This is a genomic window from Bradyrhizobium sp. R2.2-H (genome assembly GCF_004346455.1).
GTDB lineage: Bacteria > Pseudomonadota > Alphaproteobacteria > Rhizobiales > Xanthobacteraceae > Bradyrhizobium > Bradyrhizobium diversitatis.
The window spans coordinates 306,719-327,275 of record NZ_SMBR01000003.1 but is presented as its reverse complement, the minus strand read 5'-3'; the positions used below and the strand labels follow the sequence as shown (position 1 = coordinate 327,275).

At 61.4% G+C, this 20,557-nt stretch carries 25 protein-coding genes, 1 tRNA gene and 2 pseudogenes; 12 read left to right on the top strand and 16 right to left on the bottom strand.

The genetic code is table 11. The annotated features are described in order from the left end of the window. Positions 1 to 386 precede the first annotated feature (386 nt). Positions 387 to 593, top strand: coding sequence for a hypothetical protein (locus EDE08_RS09150; RefSeq protein WP_131868590.1), 207 nt, complete (start codon positions 387 to 389; stop codon positions 591 to 593). Positions 594 to 662: 69 nt separating this feature from the next. On the opposite strand, the gene EDE08_RS39025 is transcribed toward EDE08_RS09150, so the two are convergent. The 10 genes from EDE08_RS39025 to EDE08_RS09110 all read right to left on the bottom strand — a co-directional run bounded on the left by EDE08_RS39025 (position 663) and on the right by EDE08_RS09110 (position 8,183). Then, positions 663 to 2,054, bottom strand: a complete 1,392-nt coding sequence (locus tag EDE08_RS39025) for a carbohydrate-binding protein (RefSeq protein ID WP_245524744.1) — start codon at positions 2,052 to 2,054, stop codon at positions 663 to 665. After that, on the bottom strand, positions 2,054 to 2,221 hold the full coding sequence (locus EDE08_RS38310) for a hypothetical protein (RefSeq protein WP_165935826.1): 168 nt from the start codon (positions 2,219 to 2,221) through the stop codon (positions 2,054 to 2,056). Before EDE08_RS38310 ends, EDE08_RS39025 begins: the two co-directional genes overlap by 1 nt. Continuing rightward, the gene (locus EDE08_RS38305; protein ID WP_165935827.1) at positions 2,211 to 2,369 is read right to left on the bottom strand and encodes a hypothetical protein; all 159 of its coding nucleotides are present in this window, start codon (positions 2,367 to 2,369) and stop codon (positions 2,211 to 2,213) included. Before EDE08_RS38305 ends, EDE08_RS38310 begins: the two co-directional genes overlap by 11 nt. A gap of 1 nt (position 2,370) precedes the next feature. Continuing rightward, on the bottom strand, positions 2,371 to 4,677 hold the full coding sequence (locus EDE08_RS09140) for a phage tail length tape measure family protein (RefSeq protein ID WP_131868589.1): 2,307 nt from the start codon (positions 4,675 to 4,677) through the stop codon (positions 2,371 to 2,373). Beyond that, positions 4,674 to 4,901, bottom strand: coding sequence for a hypothetical protein (locus tag EDE08_RS09135; RefSeq protein ID WP_131868588.1), 228 nt, complete (start codon positions 4,899 to 4,901; stop codon positions 4,674 to 4,676). The genes EDE08_RS09140 and EDE08_RS09135 overlap by 4 nt, the downstream gene beginning before the upstream one ends. Further along, complete coding sequence (locus tag EDE08_RS09130) at positions 4,901 to 5,416, bottom strand: hypothetical protein (RefSeq protein ID WP_131868587.1); 516 nt, start codon at positions 5,414 to 5,416, stop codon at positions 4,901 to 4,903. The genes EDE08_RS09135 and EDE08_RS09130 overlap by 1 nt, the downstream gene beginning before the upstream one ends. Before the next feature lie 4 nt (positions 5,417 to 5,420). Further along, the gene (locus tag EDE08_RS09125; protein ID WP_132013659.1) at positions 5,421 to 6,158 is read right to left on the bottom strand and encodes a hypothetical protein; all 738 of its coding nucleotides are present in this window, start codon (positions 6,156 to 6,158) and stop codon (positions 5,421 to 5,423) included. A 35-nt stretch (positions 6,159 to 6,193) separates the two neighbouring features. Continuing rightward, positions 6,194 to 6,388 (bottom strand): hypothetical protein, encoded by a 195-nt coding sequence (locus EDE08_RS09120; RefSeq protein ID WP_131868585.1) that lies wholly within the window; start codon positions 6,386 to 6,388, stop codon positions 6,194 to 6,196. Between the two features lie 96 nt (positions 6,389 to 6,484). Beyond that, a complete protein-coding gene (locus EDE08_RS09115) occupies positions 6,485 to 6,793 on the bottom strand; it encodes a hypothetical protein (RefSeq protein WP_131868584.1) in 309 nt (102 codons plus the stop codon). Positions 6,794 to 6,926: 133 nt separating this feature from the next. Then, complete coding sequence (locus tag EDE08_RS09110; RefSeq protein WP_131868583.1) at positions 6,927 to 8,183, bottom strand: tyrosine-type recombinase/integrase; 1,257 nt, start codon at positions 8,181 to 8,183, stop codon at positions 6,927 to 6,929. A gap of 76 nt (positions 8,184 to 8,259) precedes the next feature. On the opposite strand from EDE08_RS09110, the gene EDE08_RS38300 reads away from it, so the two are divergent. Continuing rightward, positions 8,260 to 8,328: transfer RNA gene (locus EDE08_RS38300), tRNA-Arg, on the top strand. A gap of 61 nt (positions 8,329 to 8,389) precedes the next feature. Here EDE08_RS38300 and EDE08_RS39610 read toward each other — a convergent pair. Beyond that, positions 8,390 to 8,615: pseudogene (locus tag EDE08_RS39610) on the bottom strand (hypothetical protein); the annotation flags it as partial. 130 nt (positions 8,616 to 8,745) lie between these two features. On the opposite strand from EDE08_RS39610, the gene EDE08_RS09105 reads away from it, so the two are divergent. The 6 genes from EDE08_RS09105 to EDE08_RS09080 all read left to right on the top strand — a co-directional run bounded on the left by EDE08_RS09105 (position 8,746) and on the right by EDE08_RS09080 (position 15,333). Further along, positions 8,746 to 9,417, top strand: a complete 672-nt coding sequence (locus EDE08_RS09105) for a class I SAM-dependent methyltransferase (RefSeq protein ID WP_165935828.1) — start codon at positions 8,746 to 8,748, stop codon at positions 9,415 to 9,417. Continuing rightward, positions 9,414 to 10,358 carry a glycosyltransferase family 2 protein gene (locus EDE08_RS09100; RefSeq protein WP_131868581.1) on the top strand — a complete coding sequence of 315 codons (945 nt, stop codon included), beginning with the start codon at positions 9,414 to 9,416 and terminating at the stop codon, positions 10,356 to 10,358. The genes EDE08_RS09105 and EDE08_RS09100 overlap by 4 nt, the downstream gene beginning before the upstream one ends. Before the next feature lie 7 nt (positions 10,359 to 10,365). Next, positions 10,366 to 12,309 (top strand): asparagine synthase (glutamine-hydrolyzing), encoded by a 1,944-nt coding sequence (gene asnB, locus EDE08_RS09095; protein WP_131868580.1) that lies wholly within the window; start codon positions 10,366 to 10,368, stop codon positions 12,307 to 12,309. Between the two features lie 24 nt (positions 12,310 to 12,333). Continuing rightward, a complete protein-coding gene (locus EDE08_RS09090; RefSeq protein ID WP_131868579.1) occupies positions 12,334 to 13,152 on the top strand; it encodes a class I SAM-dependent methyltransferase in 819 nt (272 codons plus the stop codon). Then, the gene (locus EDE08_RS09085) at positions 13,128 to 14,678 is read left to right on the top strand and encodes a hypothetical protein (protein ID WP_131868578.1); all 1,551 of its coding nucleotides are present in this window, start codon (positions 13,128 to 13,130) and stop codon (positions 14,676 to 14,678) included. Before EDE08_RS09090 ends, EDE08_RS09085 begins: the two co-directional genes overlap by 25 nt. A 436-nt stretch (positions 14,679 to 15,114) precedes the next feature. Then, positions 15,115 to 15,333, top strand: a complete 219-nt coding sequence (locus EDE08_RS09080) for a hypothetical protein (RefSeq protein ID WP_245524742.1) — start codon at positions 15,115 to 15,117, stop codon at positions 15,331 to 15,333. A 48-nt stretch (positions 15,334 to 15,381) separates the two neighbouring features. On the opposite strand, the gene EDE08_RS09075 is transcribed toward EDE08_RS09080, so the two are convergent. Beyond that, entirely contained in the window at positions 15,382 to 16,656 is a 1,275-nt protein-coding gene (locus EDE08_RS09075; RefSeq protein WP_131868577.1) for a hypothetical protein, read from the bottom strand. A 113-nt stretch (positions 16,657 to 16,769) separates the two neighbouring features. On the opposite strand from EDE08_RS09075, the pseudogene EDE08_RS09070 reads away from it, so the two are divergent. Then, positions 16,770 to 16,996 (top strand): annotated as a pseudogene (locus EDE08_RS09070) (DUF2171 domain-containing protein). A gap of 139 nt (positions 16,997 to 17,135) precedes the next feature. On the opposite strand, the gene EDE08_RS09065 reads toward EDE08_RS09070, so the two are convergent. Beyond that, positions 17,136 to 17,348 (bottom strand): hypothetical protein, encoded by a 213-nt coding sequence (locus EDE08_RS09065; protein WP_131868576.1) that lies wholly within the window; start codon positions 17,346 to 17,348, stop codon positions 17,136 to 17,138. A 253-nt stretch (positions 17,349 to 17,601) separates the two neighbouring features. On the opposite strand from EDE08_RS09065, the gene EDE08_RS38830 reads away from it, so the two are divergent. After that, positions 17,602 to 17,796, top strand: a complete 195-nt coding sequence (locus EDE08_RS38830; RefSeq protein ID WP_207912936.1) for a hypothetical protein — start codon at positions 17,602 to 17,604, stop codon at positions 17,794 to 17,796. Between the two features lie 109 nt (positions 17,797 to 17,905). After that, positions 17,906 to 18,067, top strand: a complete 162-nt coding sequence (locus EDE08_RS38295; protein WP_028176431.1) for a hypothetical protein — start codon at positions 17,906 to 17,908, stop codon at positions 18,065 to 18,067. 274 nt (positions 18,068 to 18,341) lie between these two features. Here EDE08_RS38295 and EDE08_RS09055 read toward each other — a convergent pair whose 3' ends face one another. From EDE08_RS09055 to EDE08_RS09045, 3 genes are all read right to left on the bottom strand, one after another. Next, complete coding sequence (locus tag EDE08_RS09055; protein ID WP_131868574.1) at positions 18,342 to 19,091, bottom strand: hypothetical protein; 750 nt, start codon at positions 19,089 to 19,091, stop codon at positions 18,342 to 18,344. Positions 19,092 to 19,275: 184 nt separating this feature from the next. Continuing rightward, on the bottom strand, positions 19,276 to 19,506 hold the full coding sequence (locus tag EDE08_RS09050; RefSeq protein WP_131868573.1) for a hypothetical protein: 231 nt from the start codon (positions 19,504 to 19,506) through the stop codon (positions 19,276 to 19,278). Positions 19,507 to 19,583: 77 nt separating this feature from the next. Further along, on the bottom strand, positions 19,584 to 19,820 hold the full coding sequence (locus EDE08_RS09045; protein WP_061881511.1) for a hypothetical protein: 237 nt from the start codon (positions 19,818 to 19,820) through the stop codon (positions 19,584 to 19,586). 264 nt (positions 19,821 to 20,084) lie between these two features. Between EDE08_RS09045 and EDE08_RS09040 the strand changes: the two genes are divergently transcribed. Further along, a complete protein-coding gene (locus tag EDE08_RS09040; RefSeq protein WP_061881510.1) occupies positions 20,085 to 20,432 on the top strand; it encodes a DUF6481 family protein in 348 nt (115 codons plus the stop codon). Positions 20,433 to 20,557 lie beyond the last annotated feature (125 nt).

The window sequence follows — 20,557 nt, the reverse complement described above, 5'->3', positions numbered from 1 at the left end:
CGATCGGGGCAACCCGCGGCTGGCGATCGTGGTGCGGCCCTAGTTCAGCTTGCGACGGATCTTCTCGATAATCTCGCGGAGGTCGTTCGCATATTCCTCAATGATCCGACGCGCTTCCTCCAACCGGGACGGCTTAGGCTCCTTGGTCGGCTCTGGGGCAACAGGCTTGGGCATGGACCAATTTGACGGGAGCGGGCACGGCACACCATTGCGCTAGATCAACCGTGGGCAGAGTGTCGCGTCGTACTTACTTTGTTCATTACACAATTTAAAAGTGTGTTATCCGGTTGTGTCGGTTGTATTTGGGCCCACCATTTTTTCGCTTTGCCAAGGAACTGGACCGGCCAGGGAGGCTTGATTGTCAAAATGTGTCAGGGACGATTGCCATGGCGGAGCGCCGCAGGGTGAAGCAAGTTCACTCCCTTGAAGAAAGGCTGGCCGAAGAGGCTGCCAAACTCAGGGAGCAAGCCAACAATCTGCCAGCCAGCGCCGAGCGCGAGAAGTTGCTTCGGAAAGCTCGCTTGGCTGAGACGGGCGCGCATCTGAGCGAGTGGATTACCTCGCCCGGCCTTCGGCCGCCCAAACTGACGTGATCCCGAAAGAGCCAAGCACGAAAGGTAAAGGTAAAGCCGGACGAGGCAATAGGAACAAAGGGCGCCACCTCAGCTCACGCGCGTGGCCTGGATCGTCCCGCTGCACGAGTAACTCGCCCCGCTGTAGACCGCCTGTGCGTTGAGGTAATACGTCGTCGAACCGGTCGTCGTGACGCGAATTCTGCGTGATGAATGAACGATTGACATGTCTGCGCCGCTCGGTAGCCGAGTGTGGTATCCTCCGAGGACACCGGACACGACAGAAGCATTCACGGTGCCAATCGCCGTGGTCCAATCGTTGGATGTCGTTGCACCGGGACCATCAAAGGCGTTCTCCATTTCCAAGTCCCAGACTCCGGCAGTCGGCGTGATGCTTGCAACATTGGCGGCGGTCGCTGATGCCAAAGAACGGCTTGCGGTTGCGAAAATCCTTTCGCCGATCATGCCGGCGGCCGGCTGCGTCGTGCCGACCGTACCCGGCAATTGCCCAATGGTCGCCGTCACGATGCTCTCGGTCAGTCCGAGATTTCCGCGCGCAGTCTCCGCATTCTCCAGGTCCGACAGATTGTTCGCGCTCGACAAATCACCTGCACCGGGTTGGCCGACAACATTGAAATTCCAGGCTGTACCCGTGCCGCTGCCGCTGACCTTGTCACTGGTGATCGTCAGCGTCGTTCCGCTGTAGGTCGCAACACCTTCGAGCCAACCGGTTGCGCCGGCAGTTGCCGTCGCCCGCACGCGTGCGCCGTCGGTATAGGCGAGCCCTGCCTGCGTCGTGAACACCTTCGACCCCGTGCCGATGGTCAGCGATGTCGTCGAAGTGCCGCCGTAGCCGGCCCCGGTTGGGCCGGTGTCGCCGGTGTCGCCCTTTTCGGCCAGCAACTGCCAATAGGTCGTGTTCGGCGGGGTGTGGTTGGTGTGGTCGAGCACGCAGACATAGCTCGACCCGGAGAGCGCGACGACGTCGCCGACCGTATAGTCGGTCCCGCTGTCCCATGCGCCCTGAAGTTGGAACGCCTTATAAACGCCTAGAAATGTCCAGACGCCACCGACCTTCACCCACGTCTTGCCGGTTGTCGGCTGTAAAGCATATTGGCCGTCATTGCCGAGCGACGGGTCTGGCTCGGTCTCGGTTGTATCGACGAACCAATAGAAGCCTTCTTTGTTCAGCGCCGCGACCAGCGTCGAAACATCCGCCATCGCCTGCGCGCCGGCGACACGCTGGGGGAACCACTGCCAAATTTTGTATGCGACGCCGGTTTGTGCGCCGCCGCCCCACGGCGGGATAGTCAATTCGTCGGTGTCCACAACATCGGAAATGATCGTCTGGAAATTGCCGATTTGCAGGACGTCACCAGGGCGCGCATTGACACCTGACCAGATCGTTCCAGTGCCGGTGACGGTCGTTCCGCCGGCTGAAACCGTGACGGTGCCGGTGGAGTAGCTTGCAAGTGCGGTCATCAAAGATCTCCGTCTGACGTCTCAAAATATCCGAAATAGAGCTTCCGCTTGTTCTCATCGGCCATCGATTCAGCGACTATTGCTTTCAGTCGCGCGACGGCCTCACGGACGGAAACAGGTGGTTTCTCCGGCAGGTCGTGGGGCCGATTGTGATCCTCAACTTTCATTGCTGTTCCTCTCACGTGTGGGCCAGCGCCAGGCGCACCACTCGGCATCTGCGCCGTCGAGTTCATCGAAATCCGGGTCGATCACATCGCCGGCGGGCAATTGCTCATCAGGGCGCCGGTCGCGCTGCCGCGTCTGTTTGGGCGTCATCTCAGAGCATCCGCTTTTTCTTGGCGTCGGTGACCGCAGAAACTACGCGGCCCGGCAGTTCGACTTCGAGTTTCCGCAACTGCCCCTCAACCCTCGCGAGTCCATCCTTGTCCGCGCCGCGCGCATCAATGGCGATCGACACGGGGGCGCTCACGCTGCCGCCGCCACCCGCAGCCGCAGCCAGGCGCGACACCATTCCGTTCGGCGACATCGTGCCGCCGTCGGCGAAGCCGGGTAGGAACGGCTTGGAGATGTGGTTCGGAACGACGGTAACGCCGCCCTTGTGGACATTGATCAACTCGGGGCCGCGCTCACCAACCACGCCCCAGCCGCCCGCCAGGGTGCCGCCATTGGCGAACATGGGGAACGACAAGCCGCCCGTTCCAGCGCCGAGACCCGATGACATGACCGGGACGCTGCCGCTACCACCGATGCCGAGCAGCCCGAGTAGGCCGCCTGAGGAAGACCCGCCGAAGGCGTTTGCGAACAAAGAATCGGCCGCCATCTGCATCAGTCGGTCGGAAATCCTCCCGAGCGCGTCGAGGCCGGCAGACTTGAACGCATCCCATGCCGAGGCACCGCTGCGAATTTGCTGCCCAAAGCCGACGAAAAAGCTTCTATTCGTCGACATGGCGTCGACCATCACCGAATCGAGTTGCTTGCGCGCATTGCCCACGTCGTTGATGGCTGCTTGAAATTGCGGCAGCAATGACCCGGCCACCTTCGCTTGGTCGGAGAGTGCTTCGACAGATTTCGCGGCGTAGTTGGAGGCGGCCGCAAACGCTTCCAGATCCTTCGGATCGACGATGCCTCTGTCGACCCACGATTGTAGCGTATCGGCGGCAGCCTTGCTTGCGTCCTTGAAATTGAAAATGCCAATGCTGGCCTGATCCTGCACACGCGCCATTTCCGCCTGCGCGCGGACGGCGTTCAACACGGCGTCGCGCATCTTTCCGACCCCGACTCCGGTCTGAATGAACGCCGCGTCGAGTTCGAGCGATTTCGCTCTGACCTGATCCTCGACAGTCGCCAGGTTGCCGAGCAAGCTGATACTCTGCTGTGCGCGAGCAATGTCGATTAGCCACTCTGCCCCGGTCTTGGGTTCGGCGACGCCCGCGCGCTGATTGAGCCCGCGCTGCATCTGGCCAGCGTTCAACGGCTTTTCGAATGAGCCGAACCGGTCGGCAAACGTCGGATCGCTCGACATCGCGCCAACTGCGGATTTGCCGAGTTGATACACGCCGCCGGTCAATGGGTTCAGCGACAGGGCCTTGTCGGCCCACGTCTTCATCCAGTCCGGGACCTTGATGCTGGCGAGCGCTGCGGTGATGTCCACAACGCCGGACTTGAAATAATTGACCATGTTGGTGGTCGCTTTATTCCAAGCGTCGTCGAATTCGTGAGCCTTGCGGATCAGGTTGAGTTCGGCCGATTCGTTGAATTTGACCGTACCGGCGACCGCAGCCTCGATGCCCTTCGAGCCCTGTTCCATAAACCGGACCCATGCGGCGTCGCTCGGCAAGCCCGCCTCGCGCAATATCTTCTGCTTCTGCACGTCACTGGTGGCGCGCGCGACCAGATCAGCGACGTTTCCGAGATAGCCGGACAGATCCTTGGCACTCTTGCCATTGGCGTTCATCAGCGAGTTAAGCGAGCCGAAATTGCGCTGTGCCTGGTAAACGCTGTCGGCGAACTCGGTGATACCCTTGGAAAAACTCTCGTTGTCGATGCCTTTCGCCGACGTTGCTTGCTGCAAGCCGTGGAGTTTCGGCAAGGTGAGGTCGGTTGCCCGCGACAGATCTCCGAGCGCTACCGAGCTTTTGATAATGCTGTTCGCGGCGATCACGAAACCGGCCGCAATGCCCGCCACGCCGCCAGCGAGCAAACGTGTTGGGGTTAAGACGCTCGCGATGCCAGAACCGATTTGCCGCAGCGCGCCGCCGACGGTCCCGGTCTTGCTGGATCCGAAAATGTCCGCGATCTGCGTACCCTGCTGCGCCAGGACCATGAACGGCGATTGACCGGAGGCCAGCGACACACCAACGTCCTGTAACTGGCGGGACAGGTTGATCATTTCGGAGCGGGTCAGGCCCGTGGACTTGGCCACGCCCTGCAACGCCTTGTCGGCTTGCTGCGCGGACTTGCTGATCACGGTCAGATTGGCGCCGCTCGTCTTGGTCGCGGCCTGCAGCTTGTCCGCGCCGGCCGCCGCCGTGTTCGCCGACGCCTGAAACTTGTCGAGCGCGGCGTTCGCAGTTGTGATCTGTGAAGAATCGATTTTGAGGCCAAGTGTCGCGAGCGTGTTCATGCTGCAATCGCCTTCATTGCCATTTTCGATTTCGTTTCAATCTCGATTGCGGCCGAGAAGATGGCTTCGAGCAAATCCGCATCGGCGCCGGCTTGCATGGCTCGCAGCTTGTCATCGGCGCGCGTCATGGCGCGTTCGATGTACGGCTGCTTGCCACCGTTCGCCACGGCACGCAGCACCTCGGCTTCGAAATCGATGACGATCTGTTTGAGTTGATCAGTCATCAGGTGAACTCGCCGCTGAGAACGAATTCGGCGGACGCCCCATCGACATTCTTACCAACGAGCAGCGCACCGCTCGAATACTGCGTGCCGATCGCGGAAGTGCTGGAACGCTTCGTCGCGCCGGATCCGGCCGCGACCGTAACGGTGCCGGTACTCCACATCAGGAACCCGCATGTGAAGCATTCCGGCAGATCGGCTGGCACAGTGATCGTGACGTCCGACGTGTCGTCGCAGCGCAGCACCTTGCCGTTGTCGTCGAGGCTCAGCGTGCGATTGCCGGTGAACGGCACGACGTCGGTGTAAAACACGGTGTAGTTGGCGGTGCCGGAGATAGCGACGATGGTCACGCGCTTGGCAGGATCGGGCAGCACCAAACGCCGCTTCTCGCCAGCTCGAAGCCACCAGGTGCGGCCCCCTTCGACGGTGACCGACGCTTCACCGGCCGTTGAGACTTCTAGGGTCCGATCGGCCGGAACGATGATCGTGACGGAATTTCCTTGCGAGACGGAGGACATGCGATCACTCCGCGGCGGAAGCGAGCGAGCCGAGCACGTTCAGCGCCTCCGGTTCTGTGCGCCGGTATAGCTCGTCGAAGTCGACGCCCGCCTCGCTCAGCAGCGGGTCGACGAGCGGCTTCGCCCAGAACCGGAAATCGGTCCCGTGCTGGACTTCCGCGGCGGCGCGGATCTCCTTGTCGGCGGCGCGAATGAGTTCGTCGGCCATTTCCATCGCCGCGACATCGGCAGCGAACTTGGCCAGCTCTGCGCCGTGCGTTTTCCGCAGCATGTCGTTGACGAGTTCGGTGTGAATGGCCTCAGGAACGCCGCTCAATTCCGCCGGCGCCCGGGCCACCGCCGCGGCGATGTCCGGGTGAAGACGCTGCGCGCGGTCGCGCTGCTCTTGCGGAAGCCCGCGGACGTAGGCGCGGAATTCCTGATCTTGTAGCACGCCGGCGAGATCATCCTTCTCACGCCCCGGCAGCTTGGGAAGTGACGATTTGATGTTCGCGCGTAGCTTGCGCAGCGCCATCCGGGCTTGGGCGTTGCTCTTGACGTAATTCGCGATCTCATCCCGCTTCGCAGCCCGCCTGCCGACATCATTCAGGTGTTCCCATCGGGCCGACTTCTCGGCGCCGGCCGCCTTTTCCTTCGCGCCGTTCTTGATCCCGAGTTGAATGCGCATGATCTCGCCGACCTGCTTCTGCGCCTGGCGGTTCATGTCGAGTGTATTGATGACGTCAGCGAAAAATTTGGACACTTGAGGTTTCCTCTTTGAAGGTGATCGGCGCCGGATTACTTGCGCGGGTCAGCCGGAACGATGGTGGTCACGCCGTTGACCGTGCTCGACATGGGAATGGGAAACGACGAGGTGTGATGACCGAACGATCCGTCGGACTCCGCGCGATGCTGGCCGCGCTCGGCGACGTGATGACCGAATGAGCCATCGGATTCCATGAGCGGGGTGTTGGGAACGACTACCTTGGGCATTGTGATCTCCTTGGATGTTGAGTGGGTGGCGCGGAGCCGGCGAGAGGAACGCACCGACCCCGCGCCGTCAGCCTCCGCGCGCGGGCGGCGGCGTGATCAGGCGGCCACGCTTGTGCGCGGCGACTCGGTGAAACTGGCGAGGAAGGTCGGAACGTGCATTCCCCAGCGGCCGGCGATCTTCTTCGCGCCAGGCACGCGACCACTTTCGAGAGCGTGGAAGGCGCCCTTCTCGCTGCGACCGATCACTTTGCCGATGGCCTTTGCGCCCCACACGAGTTGGTCGCAAGGTTGTTCGATGTTGCTGATGCTTGGCACCGCGCGAGTCTCCGACTGATCGGTGCTCGCTCGGGCAATAAAAAACGCGCCTGAGGCGAGCACATTGACTGTGCTGCTCTCGGCGCGCATCCCGCTTGCCGTTCGACTTTCGTTTGTTCCGGCCAGGGCATCCCGCCCCAAAGCACCATCCCGGCGCAGCCACGGAGACTACTTGTCTAGATGTCCCGTGTACTCTGACACACTCCCGGTTAAGAGTTTCTTACTAACCAAACTCCCCTTCGGCCGCGGCCAATTCCTCGGCGTGGTCGGCGCGCGGGATCAGATGCGCGTAGGTGTCGATCGTGATTTGGATGGACGCGTGACCGATCCGCTCGGACAGCTCTTTCAGGTTCAAGCCGAGCCCTATCGGCGGCCGCGCGAGGCACCAACTCGCGAAGTAATGCCGCAGGCTGTGCGCGCCCGTGTACTTCGCCTTGACGACCGGCCTTCCCTCGTCATCACGTTGTGGCTTTCCGCTTCCGTCCATCACCGGCACCGTAATGGCCGCCTTTTCCCAAGCGGGAATGAGGCCGCGCTCGATGATGTTCGAGTGCGTCTCGACCTTTCCCGATCCATTGGGGAAAACGAGATGCTGTTGCCCGTCCGACTTTGGGCACTGCAGTTTCCACGCCTTAAGCGCGGCGAGCGTCTTGGGCGGGATCGGGACCGTCCTCTGACTGTCGGCAGATTTAGGGTTTCCAATAGCGTTGTATCGGTCAGCACGCTGGCGAACGTGGAGTTCTTTCTTTCTGAAATCGACGTCTTGCCACCGGAGCCCGCGCAATTCGCTCGCGCGCAGGCCGCAACGGACCGCCATCAGGAAGAAAGCACGCCACCGCTCGTTGTCGGTCTGCTGCAACAAGGCGTCAATTTCGCGCGGTTCAGGGATATCTCGACCAATTACCAGCTTGCGCTTTTGTCGACGCTCGACCTTTCGCTTCCGGCGGCGGTTCGCCGTCATTGAGCGGACGACGTTGTGCCCTACCTTCCCGCGCTCCAGCGCGTCGCTGAGCAGGCTTGATAGCGAAGTCGTGACCTTCTTGACCATCGAAGCCGAGCGCGCCTCGGTCTCCTTCTGGCCCGGCGCAGGCACACCATTGCGGAGCCGATCTTGCCATTCCCTCACGACTGCGACAGTCAACGCCGGAAGCTTCAAGGCGCCCAAATAGGGATTGATGTGAAACTTGAGATGCTGCCGATATTGATCAACCGTCGAGCGTTCGAGATCGCCGCATCCGTCAATCCAAAGGTCGCCGGCCTCTTCGACGGTGATGCTGCGGCTCGTGGGGGTGTGAACACCCTTCTTCACGTCGATCCGAACTTGTGCCTGGAAGTCCTCGGCATCCTTTTTGCGATCGAACGTCTTGATGTGCCGGCGGCGTTTGCCCCGCTCGTCGCGCTCCGCGGTCGAATATTGAACGACGTAGGCTGAGCGTTCTTCGCCGGCCTCGGTTTTCCACGTCCGCTTCCTAATCGACATGTTGCGCCCCTCGCCCAGACCTGGCGGGAGTATAGGGGAGACGCAACAAAAGCGCAACATGATGACAAATTATATAGATAAATCAGTACTTGATAGCGGATTTCTACTCCGCGGGTTGCAGGTTCGAGTCCTGCCGGGATCGCCAGTCTTTAGTCAGTCCGGCCTGAAATCTTGTCCGGCACGGACACATGGGTGACGGAGCGTACCTAAGACATGGGTGACAACCTCGTGCCGAGGGGTTGTCGAGGGGTTGCAGGGTTTTCTGCTCCAGGTCGAAATATCCAAGATCGCAGTGCATGAAGCTGACGAGCCAAATGCCCTCGTCGACTTCCCTGATGCCGAGCTTTGGCCTGCCGGTACGATGGAGATGTTGATTTTCTTGCAGTGCGGGCAAAGGCGGCCGCAGGAGGTGACGACGACGTCTCGATGGTGGCTCGACGGCCCCGGCCCTATGTAGTATAGGTTGCGCAAGCGCCAGAATAACGTCAGGACGCGAGGAATGGATGATGCCCAGCTAGCGTCCGTACCCGCTCCCAAGGGTGCGGAGACATATTCCTCCGCGATGGCTGACGCGAAGAACTATATCGCGTGGATCCTGGCCTCGTTCTCAGATTACCTTGCCGCGCCGGTGCTCGAAATCGGTGTTGGACACGGTAGCTATGCCAGTGTGCTGCGCGGCTACGGCGACTATATCGGTATCGATATCGACCCTGCTTCGGTGGAGGAAGGACGCCAGCAGTTTCCCGGTCTCGATCTGCGCGTTTCAGACATCACGCGTCCGGAATTTGTGGCGCTTGCCAATGAACGCAAGGTGAGAACGATCGTGTGCCTGAACGTGATCGAGCACATCGAGGACGATCGCAAGGCGGTGACGAACCTTGCCCGGGCGCTTCAACCTGGCGGCCATCTCCTCGTGATCGTTCCGGCCCTGGAACTTCTTTTCAACGATCTCGACCGCATGGCGGGCCATCACCGCCGCTATACCCGGGCCCAAATGCGATCGCGGCTCGCAGATGCCGGGCTCGAGATCGTTCGCTGCGACTACTTCAATTCGATAGGCGGACTTGGCTGGCTCGCCAATCGCGCGCTTCGCCATGGCTCGCTCAACGATAAGGCAGTCAATTCGCAGATACTCCTCTTCGACAAATGGCTGGTTCCGCTCTCACGGCTCGCCGACCCCGCAACGAGGAAGGTCTTTGGCCAGTCGGTGATTGCGGTGGGCCGCAGGCGATGATCTCGATCGTCATACCTGCCCTCAACGAGCAGGAGGAGATCGGCAGGACCATCGCCCGCCTGAGACAGGTGCTGTCCAATGGCGCAGTCGGCGTTTACGAAATCGTGGTGGTCGATGACGGCTCGTGCGACGAGACGGCGGCGCGGGCCGAGGCTGCCGGAGCGCGGGTGCTGCGTCATCCGCACAATGTCGGCTATGGCCGATCGCTGAAAGATGGAATTCGGGCCGCCCGCTACGACACGATCGTCATCAACGATGCCGATGGAACCTATCCGATCGAGGCCATTCCGGATCTGCTTGCCCGCTACAACCAAGGCTACGACATGGTCGTGGGCGCGCGCTGCGGCAAGCACTACCGCGAATCGCTGATCAAAATGCCGTTGCGGCGTGTGCTACGCTTCCTCGTTGAGTTCACTGCCGGACGCTCCATCCCAGACATAAACTCTGGTCTTCGCGTGTTCCAGCGCTCGAGCGCGCTGGAGTACTTCGACCATCTCTGCGAGACCTTCAGTTTCACCACGTCGATGACGCTGGCGTACATGATGACCGGGAAGTTCGTCGCGTACATCCCGATCGAGTATCACAAGCGGGTGGGGAAATCCAAGGTCAGACTGTTGCGCGACTCGATGAAGACACTTCAGTACATCGTGGAAGCCGCGATCTACTATAATCCGCTCAGAATGTTCGCGCTGATGGCGTGCATCGTGCTGGTATCCTCCTTTGCCAGCTTTGCTCTCGCGCTGATCGCGAAGCTCAACGTGTTCTTCTTTGTCGGCGTCGGCGGCATCATTTCGTCCGTCATCATCTTTTCGCTCGGATTGCTGGCGGTGTTGCTCCGTCAGATCATGGTCAAGTCATCGCGAATCGAGCGGGAGAATTACGAGCCCGGCAGACGCCACGAAGCGCCGACGCTTCGCGACAATCGCATGACGCGCGCCTGAGGCAATCATGTGCGGAATTGCGGGCATCTATTCCAGCGATCGCAGGCTCGCCTGCGAGAGATCCGTGCGCGCTATGGTCGCCGCGTTGCACCATCGCGGCCCGGACGACAGCGGCATCTTGATCGCTCCGGGAGTGGCACTCGGCCATGCGCGGCTGGCCATCCGCGATCTCAGCGTCGATGGGCGGCAGCCTTTCGCCGATCCCTCCGGTCGAGTGATCGTCAGCTACAATGGCGAGATTTACAACGACCGGGAAATCCGGGCTGAACTGGCCCGTGATTTCGGATTCACTTTCCGAACCAGTTGCGACACCGAGATCATTCCGCTGGGCTATCTCGCATGGGGCGATCGGATATTCGATCGCTTGGAGGGTATGTTCGCCATCGCACTCTGGGATCGGGATGAACGGCGTCTGATCCTGGCCCGGGACGGCATCGGCATCAAGCCGCTCTACTACGCCGAAGACCGCGACGCCGTTCGCTTCGCGAGCGAAATCAAAGGCATTTTCGCAGATCCAGCTCAGCCCCGCCATGTCTCGGCGGCAGGACTTCATGCTTTCTTCGCGATGGGTTACGTCGGCCCACGGGAAACCACGTTCGAGGGCGTGCACCAGATCGCGCCGGGGACCGTCGTCACCTACTGCGAGGGCAAGCGGACCGAACGGCAATTTTGGCGACCGACCAGAACTGCCGAAATCACCAGCATCGACGACGCGACAGTCGAGTTCGAACAGTTGTGGGGCAAGGTTGTTTCCGACCAGCTGGTGAGCGACGTCCCGGTCGGCGTGCTGCTCAGCGGCGGCATCGACAGCACGCTTGTTGCTTTGGGCGCCGACCGGCCCGATGGCAAGTTGCCGATGTTCACAGCGAGCTTCGCCAACCAGGAATTCGACGAGACGCCTCTCGCTCGAACGGTGGCCGATGCGATCGGAGCCGAGCTTCGCTCCGTCCAAATCGAGATGCGCACCGATCTCGGCGACCTCTTGGCGCAGGTTGTCCACCACTATGATGGTCAGTCCTGCGACGAGGCTTCGTTGGCACTGCTCCTGCTTTCGCAGGAGGTGAGAAAGAACGTGACGGTGGCGCTCACGGGTGACGGCGGCGATGAGTTTTTTGCCGGCTATCCAACATACGCCGCATCGAAATGGGCGGCCCGTCTCGGCCCGCTTTTGCCGTCAGGCGCCTGGAGCCAGATCGGCCAGTTGTTCTATGCGTTCGGAGCGGCAGGACGAAAGCGGCTCCCGCTATCTGCCATTGCATTCCGCTTTGCCTTCGGCATGGCCGCTGGTCCGAATGAGGCGCATGCCTGCTGGCGCCGCTACGTCCCGCAGTTCATGCTTTCCAGACTTTATGGCAGCGCGCTGCGCCCTCTCCTCGATGAGGACCCGTTCCGCGGCTACAAGGCCGAGATTGCGAACGCGGAAGGTGATCTCATCGATCGTTGTCTGGTTGCCGATCAGCGCTGGCACCTGCCGGCTGGACTTCTGCTGAAATCTGACGCCATGAGCATGGCCCACTCACTCGAACTGAGGGTCCCGTTTCTCGACCGGCGGATCATGGATTTCGCAGGGCGCTGCCACGCCGATCTGCTGCTTTCACGGCAGGGCGAAAAGAAGGCCCTGTTGCGGCGACTCGCTCGCCGGCTAAAAGCACCCAGCGCTGTCACCGAGGGAGCCAAGCGTGGCTTCAATGCGCCGCTGGCCGGCCTGCTGCGCCACGAGCTGCGGTCGACCGCCGAGCGGATTTTTGAACGCGAAGCCGACGCCCTCGCCCCCTTCATCGTACCGGACGAGGCCCGGCGACTTTGGCGGGAACACGCTGAGTCTCGACGCGACCATTCCTATGCGATCTGGCCGATCCTGCATTTCGGGATCTCCAGAACGTTGTCGCGCAGTGCGGTGTCCACGCCGGTCACCTCGTCTGATCTGAAGATGCTCGACGTCGGGACCTGACGACAAAAGGGACGTATCGGTAGAATGCAGCACAATCCGGCGTCAAGAAACAACGATCGCGATCAGACCATCCGCGACTTCGGAGAGCAGTGGACGCGCCATACGGAGAACCCGGACTATTACGGCAGCGTTGCATTGTTAGCCGATATCATCGCGCCGTTTCTGAAACTCGAGGATATCAAAGACCGCAAATGCGCCGACATCGGGTCGGGTACCGGACGGATTGTCCTCATGCTGCTCGCGGCCGGCGCAGCGTCGGTGGCGGCCATCGAACCGAGCCGGGCCTACGACGTGCTGGTTCGCAACACCGCTCACGCTGGCGAGCGGGTACGCTGTCTCAATGTCACGGGGGAAGACATTCCAAGGGAAGATTTCGACATCGTGCTGTCGATCGGCGTACTTCATCACATTCCGGAACCGGGGCCAGTCGTGCGGGCGGCCTATGAGGCATTACGGCCGGGCGGCCATGTGCTCGTTTGGCTCTACGGTCGCGAAGGTAGCCGCGCCTACCAGAGCATCTTCGTCCCCGTGCGCCTGATCACGCGAAACTTGCCGGTGGTCGTGAACGAAGGTCTGTCGTGGATGCTCTACCCGATGGTTCTGGCGTACGCGGCTCTCACTCGGCTCATCCCGGCATTGCCTCTATCGAATTATCTCGCGAACGTTTTCATGCGCTTTCCGCCTGCCGAGCGTCGCCTCGTTATTCTCGATCAGATCAACCCCCGATGGGCCAAATATTACTCCCGCGACGAGGCCCACGCCTTGCTTTCCGAAGCAGGTTTCAGCAATGTAAGGTTGCACCATCGGCACGGATATTCGTGGACCGTCTGCGGATCGAAATAGACATCCATTCCGCGAATACTGAAGACCATCGCGAATTATCATTCTCGAAGCGGGTCAACGGAATGCAATCGGACGCAATCGGGACCGCCCGTATTCTGTTTGCAGCGGCCCTTGTGTTGATTTCTCTGTCGGTAGCCAACTATGTCGGTTGGCTACGCTTGAAGCCCGAGGTGACCGCAATCGGGTGGATCGCCGACAAGGCCGATTACGAAAGCCATGTCGTCAACATACACCAGCGCGCCATGGCCAGAGTCCGCCCTGGCGCCATCGATGCATATTTGCCGATCTACGATATTCGAAATCCCGGCCTCTTCTTGCTGGTTGCAGAATTGTTTGTGCGCGCCGGGGCAATGACCCCCCTCCCGCTGGAGATCCTCTCGATCGTTTTATTCAATATCGGCGCGCTTTGCTTCTTCTTCTGGGTCTATCTTCTTTTCAGCGACCTGCTTGTCGCAGCATTCGCAACGTCATTTCTAGCATTATCCCAGTTTTTCCTGTTCTTTCCCGGCGCCACGCATACGATGCCGTTTGAATTCGTCTCCTTCAACGCAACACTGCTGCTGTTCATCCTCTATCTAAAAAGGAACGCGCCCGCGTATCTCGTCTGCGCATTGGTGGCGATGTTCCTCACATGCATGAACTACTGGTTCTACTACATGTCATCCTGGATCATTATGGTCGGGCTCTGGTGGCAGTACCGAGGTAGACCCCGACTCCGCGACATCGTCATGATCTCGGCGCCTCCCCTGGCGGCTGCTTGCCTTACGATCATCATGGTGATGTCGCTTACGGGAGGGATGAGTAGCGGAGGGTTACGACTGCTTGAGATCTTTGCTGCCCGAACGGTCGATGCGCGTGTCCCCGGCGGTGCCTGGCTCCCCGACCAGAGATTCATGTTCGCTGCTGATTGGTCGAACTATCCGTCGCTGGTCAAATATCGCCTGGAGTGGGCCTACAGTTTCGATTTTCAGCTGTTTGCATTGGCCACGGTCTGCGTGCTCGTTGTGCTGTGGTTTCACAAGCGAAGCTCCGCCATCTCAGCGCTCATTTTGCTCGCTGGCGGATTTTCGTGGTACTATGTCATGTTTCAACACACCCATATCCACCATTTCACCGGCCAGTACAGCTTCATGGCGATCTGTGCGATCGCTGGCTTGATTGCGGGAGAAACGATAAACGCCATTGGGAGAGCCTTGATTTTCGGGCAACACTGGACGCCAACGCGCTATCAGGGCACCCGCACCTATTCTCCGTTCGCCCTGAATGTTGCCCCTGCCATCCTGTTGGCTGTCGTCAGCTCGCTGGCGATCATTCCCTGCCTGAGGAAGACCGGCTATTTGATCAAGGAAACCTTGGCGGTTACGAGCACTGTCGAGGCGAAGTACCGTGACGCGGTCAAGGATATCTGCAGACACCATCCTGAAGTCACACTGGCGGATCTGGAACGAGCGTCAAGCACCTGGGGCATTGAATGGCGAGCCAAACAGCTGGCCGACACCAATCAATTGCCGAAATGTTCAACCTAGCCGCTAAAGTGACGTGCGGCTCAGACGACGCAGCGAAGGGCTGCCACGATCAGGCCATCAATCGAACATTCACACGAAAGGAAAAGCAGTCGCGGACCCGGGCAAGGCTGTAAATGTGCCGTCGCCTCTAGCTGAAGACTAGATTTCTGATCTCGCCTCGCGGCGCTCCGCCTATCTCCGGTATGCCGGAGCCGAAGAAAAGCCTTTATGTTTCGGTGGATGCCGTTGGCCGGTCCCCTGGCCCAGCCCATTGACGCTTGTCGAAATGGTGGTCCTGCCGGGATCGCCAGCGTTTTTGCCGGTGCAGATCCATCGGCCTTCACGAATGCGTGGGTCACTCCGCTCCGGGCTTTCAACCGAGCACATCGGCCCTATCTATCCGCCGGGCGAAGTGTGCCCGAGAAGGATCCCGATGCCTCAACCCGAATGGACGAGAATGGCGATCGCATCTGCGGTGGCGATTGTCGCGATGTCGTACTTGGCGATTGACGCAGGCCTCGTGAACACCAATGTGGTCACAAAGCCCATCAAGGTGGCGCAGGCATCGATCGTCGGCGCCGCGATGGGGCAGCATCACCTTGCCTTTGCCGTTCAGGAGTGGGCGCGTCGCGGTCACGAGAGGCCCGCCCTGGAGCACTGCCTGGCGGTCGATTGATGCGTGGCGCGCCTCGCGCGGCTGTCGCCGATGCCGCGCATTCACCCTTCACCTCTGATGCGCCATCCACCACCGCGCAATTGCGGCGGCCAGATCATTCCAAAGCTCCGTCGGAAGATCCGGGACCGCCACCCGGACGCTATACTGGTCCGTGGTCGCATCGTGAAACCACTCGGTCGCCGCGAAATCGAAGCCGAAGCTGCCGGCGTGGCGGATGGGAAAACCCTCCCCGCGCAATTCGCTGCTCATGTCTTCGGCAGCCTGCCGCGCTGCCGCCTCGTTGAGCACGCGCTTTCCCCGGAAGGTCACGTACAGGCCGTGGGTGAAATGAAGCTCGGCCGAGAGCGACGGAAGCCTCGCAGCAAAATATCGAGCCGCGCTGCGGCCGTTGCGCAAGATCGCCGCGACACGCCTCTGTGTGAGGGCCCAGTACGCCGCGCTGCCTGCGAAGGGCGGGAAGTGCGCCGGCAACGCCGCGCCGCCGAGCAGCCGCACCGCGTTTCGCGTTTCGGACGCGAGACGTGCCCATTCGACGCCCCCTGTCCTATGCTGGCGATGCTCGTTCTCTTGCACGAAAACGGCTGAGCCGAGCCGGCCATATTCCGCTCCGAGCGAATCGAGCTTGTTGTGGCTTCGCACCAACACCTGCGGGATTCCGTATCGCCGGGCCCATCTCAGGACACGCCTGATGCGGCCTGACCTGCCGGCGAAGCATGTCGTATCGAAAACCAGGAGATCGAGGCCCGAGCCGTCACAGCGCAGCGCAGCCTCGAAGGCGCCGGCGAAGGAGCAGGAATCCAACAGAAGTATTCGCGGCGAGTTCGCCGGAGCAAACGCATCGCCCAGCGGCAGCTTCAGGACCTCGATCCGCAAATGCGGGACGAAGCCCCGGATCAGCTCCAGCGTCTCTCCATAGGAGCCTGGAAGCACCAGGACATCGGCCTTCTCGACGATTTGCGCGGAGGCGAGCAGCACGGCGGAGATCGCGGCCATGCCCGAGGCGGTATGGACCGCCGTGCTCGTGCAGCCGCTGTCGAGCTCATAGAACGAAGGACCGCGCACCGTGAGATCGGCCCGCTGGTAGTCGTAACTGAATGCGAACGGCCCGCTGGCGGGATCGGCCGTGTGCGACCAGGCTGTCTCCGTCGCCTTCCACTCCTGCAACTCGTGCTCCGCCCTCAGCGCAGCAGTGATCTGGAATTTGGACCTGACGACCTCGTCGATCGAACGCGGACACGCCAAATCGAGCCGGCTTCTCAGGCAGTCATTCAACAGCCTGAGTTCCTCGTGCTTTCGCTCCAGATAGGCTCGAATGGTCTCCATGCGCTTCTTGACGGTTCCAATGGGGCATCAACGTCCGGAAAACGCCGTGGGTCCAACGTGCCCGCTGCAACGAACACCCGTCCTCGCAGTTGAATCCACACAAGGAGGACAGCATGCCTGACATCAGAGAGCACATGAAGATCATCGCAAGGACGGCGCACATGTCGGCACCGTCGATCGCGTCGAGGGCAATCGCATCAAGCTGACGCGCAAGGACAGCCCGGAAGGTCACAAGGACCATCATCACTATATCGATACGAAATATGTCGGTGCCGTCGAAGGCGATATCGTCAAGCTGTCGGTGAATGCCGACGCCGTACCGAAGACGGAAGCCGCCTGAAACACTGAGCTGAAACACTGAGCCCCTTCGGGGGCTTTTTGTTTGTTCACGATCCGACTCCGCTTCGTTCGCAAAGCACGAATCGCGATCGCAAATTGCGAGGCCGGGGATTCGTTAATGACCGGTTCAGCCAGGTCGGTCATGCACTCACGAGCACGGGCCGCAGCCGATAGGCATCGATCGCGGCATTCGACAGCAGCAGCCTGCGTCGCTCTCCGCGCAACATCATGCGGTCGATCCGGGTCAAGATGAAGCGGGCGGAATCCTTATGCTCGCCCGTGAGCAGGCCGGACTGGTCGAGATATCGCCAGGCGATCTCGAAAGACTGTGCGCGTAGCTCGGGATCGGTCATAGCCGCACAACGCTGCCGTGGAACGAATGTTCCTGCGCCCCAAGCGCGCGAGCCGAGCAGAGTTCAGCGCCCGCCGATCGATGCGGAACGAACGCGCAATCAGCGCGTTGGACATCCGACTCGAGTGGTGCCGACCTGCCAACCCCGGTCGGCTTTGAAGGACCCCGTGCTTGTCCCCCGAGCACGGGGTTTTTCTCATTCGGCCGCCCTATTCAATCCGAGCCATGTGGCCGCCTGACGATGGGGAGTCGGCATGCTCATCGTGCGGATCGCGGGCGAGCTGATGCCACGCCAGGGCCAGCTGGATCAGCCGTTGCCGGTCGGCACCTTCGGCCTCCGCGGCCCGCTTCATTGCGGCCTCGGCTTCGTGCTGTGGATCGTACTCGGTGCACATGGGGCGACCCTAGCCGGTCATCTGGACAAGCCCATGGCAATTTCGTCCGTATGATTGCGGGGTGCTTTGAGGCCTCACGGGCAGATCTGTGAACTACGTCACAGCCTGTCCCCGGCAATCTCCGCTAAACAGCGCTTCGACGCTTCTTGGATGAGGCCCGGCCATGACACGCAAAGCAGCCACGGAAGTCATCGTCCCGAAGCAGCGACATAGCTCCAACCTTCTTGGCATCGCGTATCTTGGCACCATCGGCGTGGTGATGGTCGCCTGGATCGGCAGCCTGGTCTGGGCCACGATGGCATTCTTCAGCTGGCTCGTGTCCTGACGCGCGAGGCGAGCGATCGTCCTCGTCCCATTGCGCTTCAGAACAGGCAAGACAGCGCCTGAGAGAGTTTGATCCCGCCGCAAACGATCATGGCCCAAAGCGCCACGCTGATCTGGATGGCATCCAGCATGTCCCACATCCCCACGAATCATCCGGATATTTTTCTTTTGAGACTTGCGTGAGGCGGCCGCCAGCGCCAGCGCTCATTTGAAGCCGGCGCACAAAAAAAGAGGCGGGCCTGGGCCCGCCTCCGCGCTCAATCCGCTTGGAATGCTCAGTAGCATGCCCGGGGATCGGCCTGCACATACTGGCCGTTCGGATAGCGGTAGTAGCAGGTGCCCTGCGCCCAGTAGTAGCCGGGCTGGGATGCAGCGGTGGCGCCGGCGATCGCGCCCGTCGCGCCGCCGAGAACCGCGCCCGCGGCGGCTCCTGTCGCGTTGCCCGAGATCAGGCCACCCAGCACGCCGCCGACGATCGCGCCGCCGAGCGCGCTGGCGCCGGGATCAGCCGGTGGCGGAGGTGGTGGCGCGTAGGCGACGGGAGGCGGGGCATAGGCCACCGGCACGTCGTCGATATAGTCCTCCGAAATGTAGGCAGGCGGGCCAGCCATTCGCTGCGGATAATAATACCAGACGCCGCCAACGTCCCACCACCAGCCGGAGCGTCCGTTGCGGACCTCATGACGCCAGCGGCCGCCTTCCCAGGCGCGATTGCCGCGATAGCTATGTCCGCCCCAGTCACGTTCCGGAGCGGGCCCGCGAGCGATGTGTCGTCCCGGCGGCGGGCCGCCGGCATTGTGCCGACCGGGACCCGCATGGGGCTGGTCAGTGGGCCGGGCCGCCTGCTGCGGAGGACCTTTGCGCATGTTCTGATTGGGCGGGGGTGGCGCGCCCACGCCTTGGCGGCCTGGCGGCGGAGCGGCATCCCTCGTCGGCCTTGCGTCCTGAGCCTGCGCCGAAAGCGCCAGCAACGACACGGCCGAAACCATTGGAATGATGATCTTCATGCGTTTGGACGCACTCATGCGTGCTCGCCCCCTGCTCTCTCGTTTCGCCGTCATTCCTTGCGCGATAGACGATTCGCTCGCACCAAGCTTATGCCGGCCGACATAACTGACCTGCTTGATCGGCTAAGTCCCGTTACAAATGATTAAGATCACGGCTATTTTTGGCCTCGACAGGCTCCCAGCGGGCCGCGCTGAAGCGCCTCTAGCGAGCCGGCTCAATCACGTTGCAGTTGGTTCGCCCGGACATCAGGCAATCCTGCATCTTGCTGGCTGCGGTGAGATCCCGGGCAAGCCACCAGCCGACGCCAAGAATCACGATCGCGATGATCAATCCCGCGATCGCGCCGCGGCGGTCGTTCCCGGACTGGCGCTGGGGTCGACAGTTCGGGCGAGGATTCGGCTTCTCGCCGGGGTCGGATTTGGGCTCGGACATGGCCGCCTGATCGCGCTGGCGAGGCGGCTTTATCACCTCTGCGGCGTCGCGTCACATCCGGATCGGCCTGCCCGAATTCAGCCCCGGGGCGGCGGGGTGGCGTCCTTGCGTGAGGTTTCGATGGCCGGGATCGCCCTCTGGACCCGCGGCGCGCAGGTCGTGAGCACGAATGCGGTCTGGCTGCATTCCCAGTCCGCGCCCAGCACGGCACTGTCGACCGGCTGCGGGCGCGCGAACAGCACTGCGGCGCCGGTCACTCCTGCCAGGACGAAGGCAATTGCGAGCGCCTTCAGGCTCGGTCGGAAGGTCATCATGCCCGTGCTCCGTCTCGTTCCGGGCGGACGCTAGGCGTCGCGCTCGTGCTCCCTTATGAGGGACATCACAATTCAGCAGTTTTTCCGGGCTACGAGAGATCGTTGGGGGGCGATTTTTCGTTGACCTGATCGGCTGCGATTATGGGTGGCTTCGCGACGCGCGCCGATGTACACGCTACAGCGTCGCGTGGCGCCTGCTATGCCCAGCCGACGTACCAACAGGCACGAATGTAGGATCGAAAGCGAGGAAGACAAGGCTCGTAGATGAGTGGATTCAGGGAACCCGGCTTCACGGACCGGCAAAAGGCGGCGCAAGAAGCCCGCAAAAATCTTTTGAACAAATTCAAATCGCAGCCGGGCCCCGACGATCCGGCGGTGCTCGCGCGCCGTGCTGAACGCGAGGCACTCGCGGCCAAGCGCGCCGAGGCGAAGGCTGCGCGCGAGGCGGAGAAGGCCGAGCAGAAGCGCATCGAGGAGGAAGCCAAGGCGGCCGAAGCCGAACGGATCGCGCGCGAGGCTCAGGAAGCCGCCGAGAGACTGGCCGCGCTCGAAGCCGAGCAAAAGGCCAAACGCGACGCGCGCTACGCCGCCCGCAAGGCGAAGCGCAAGTAACAAGCAAGGTGCGCTCGTAGCGCCCCGTTGAATTTGAACCAAAGCACAGTTCCGGAGGCGGTCTCAGAGACCGCCGCCGGAATTGGAGGGGCGCAGCCTGCCCCAGGGCAAGCGCTGCGCGAGGA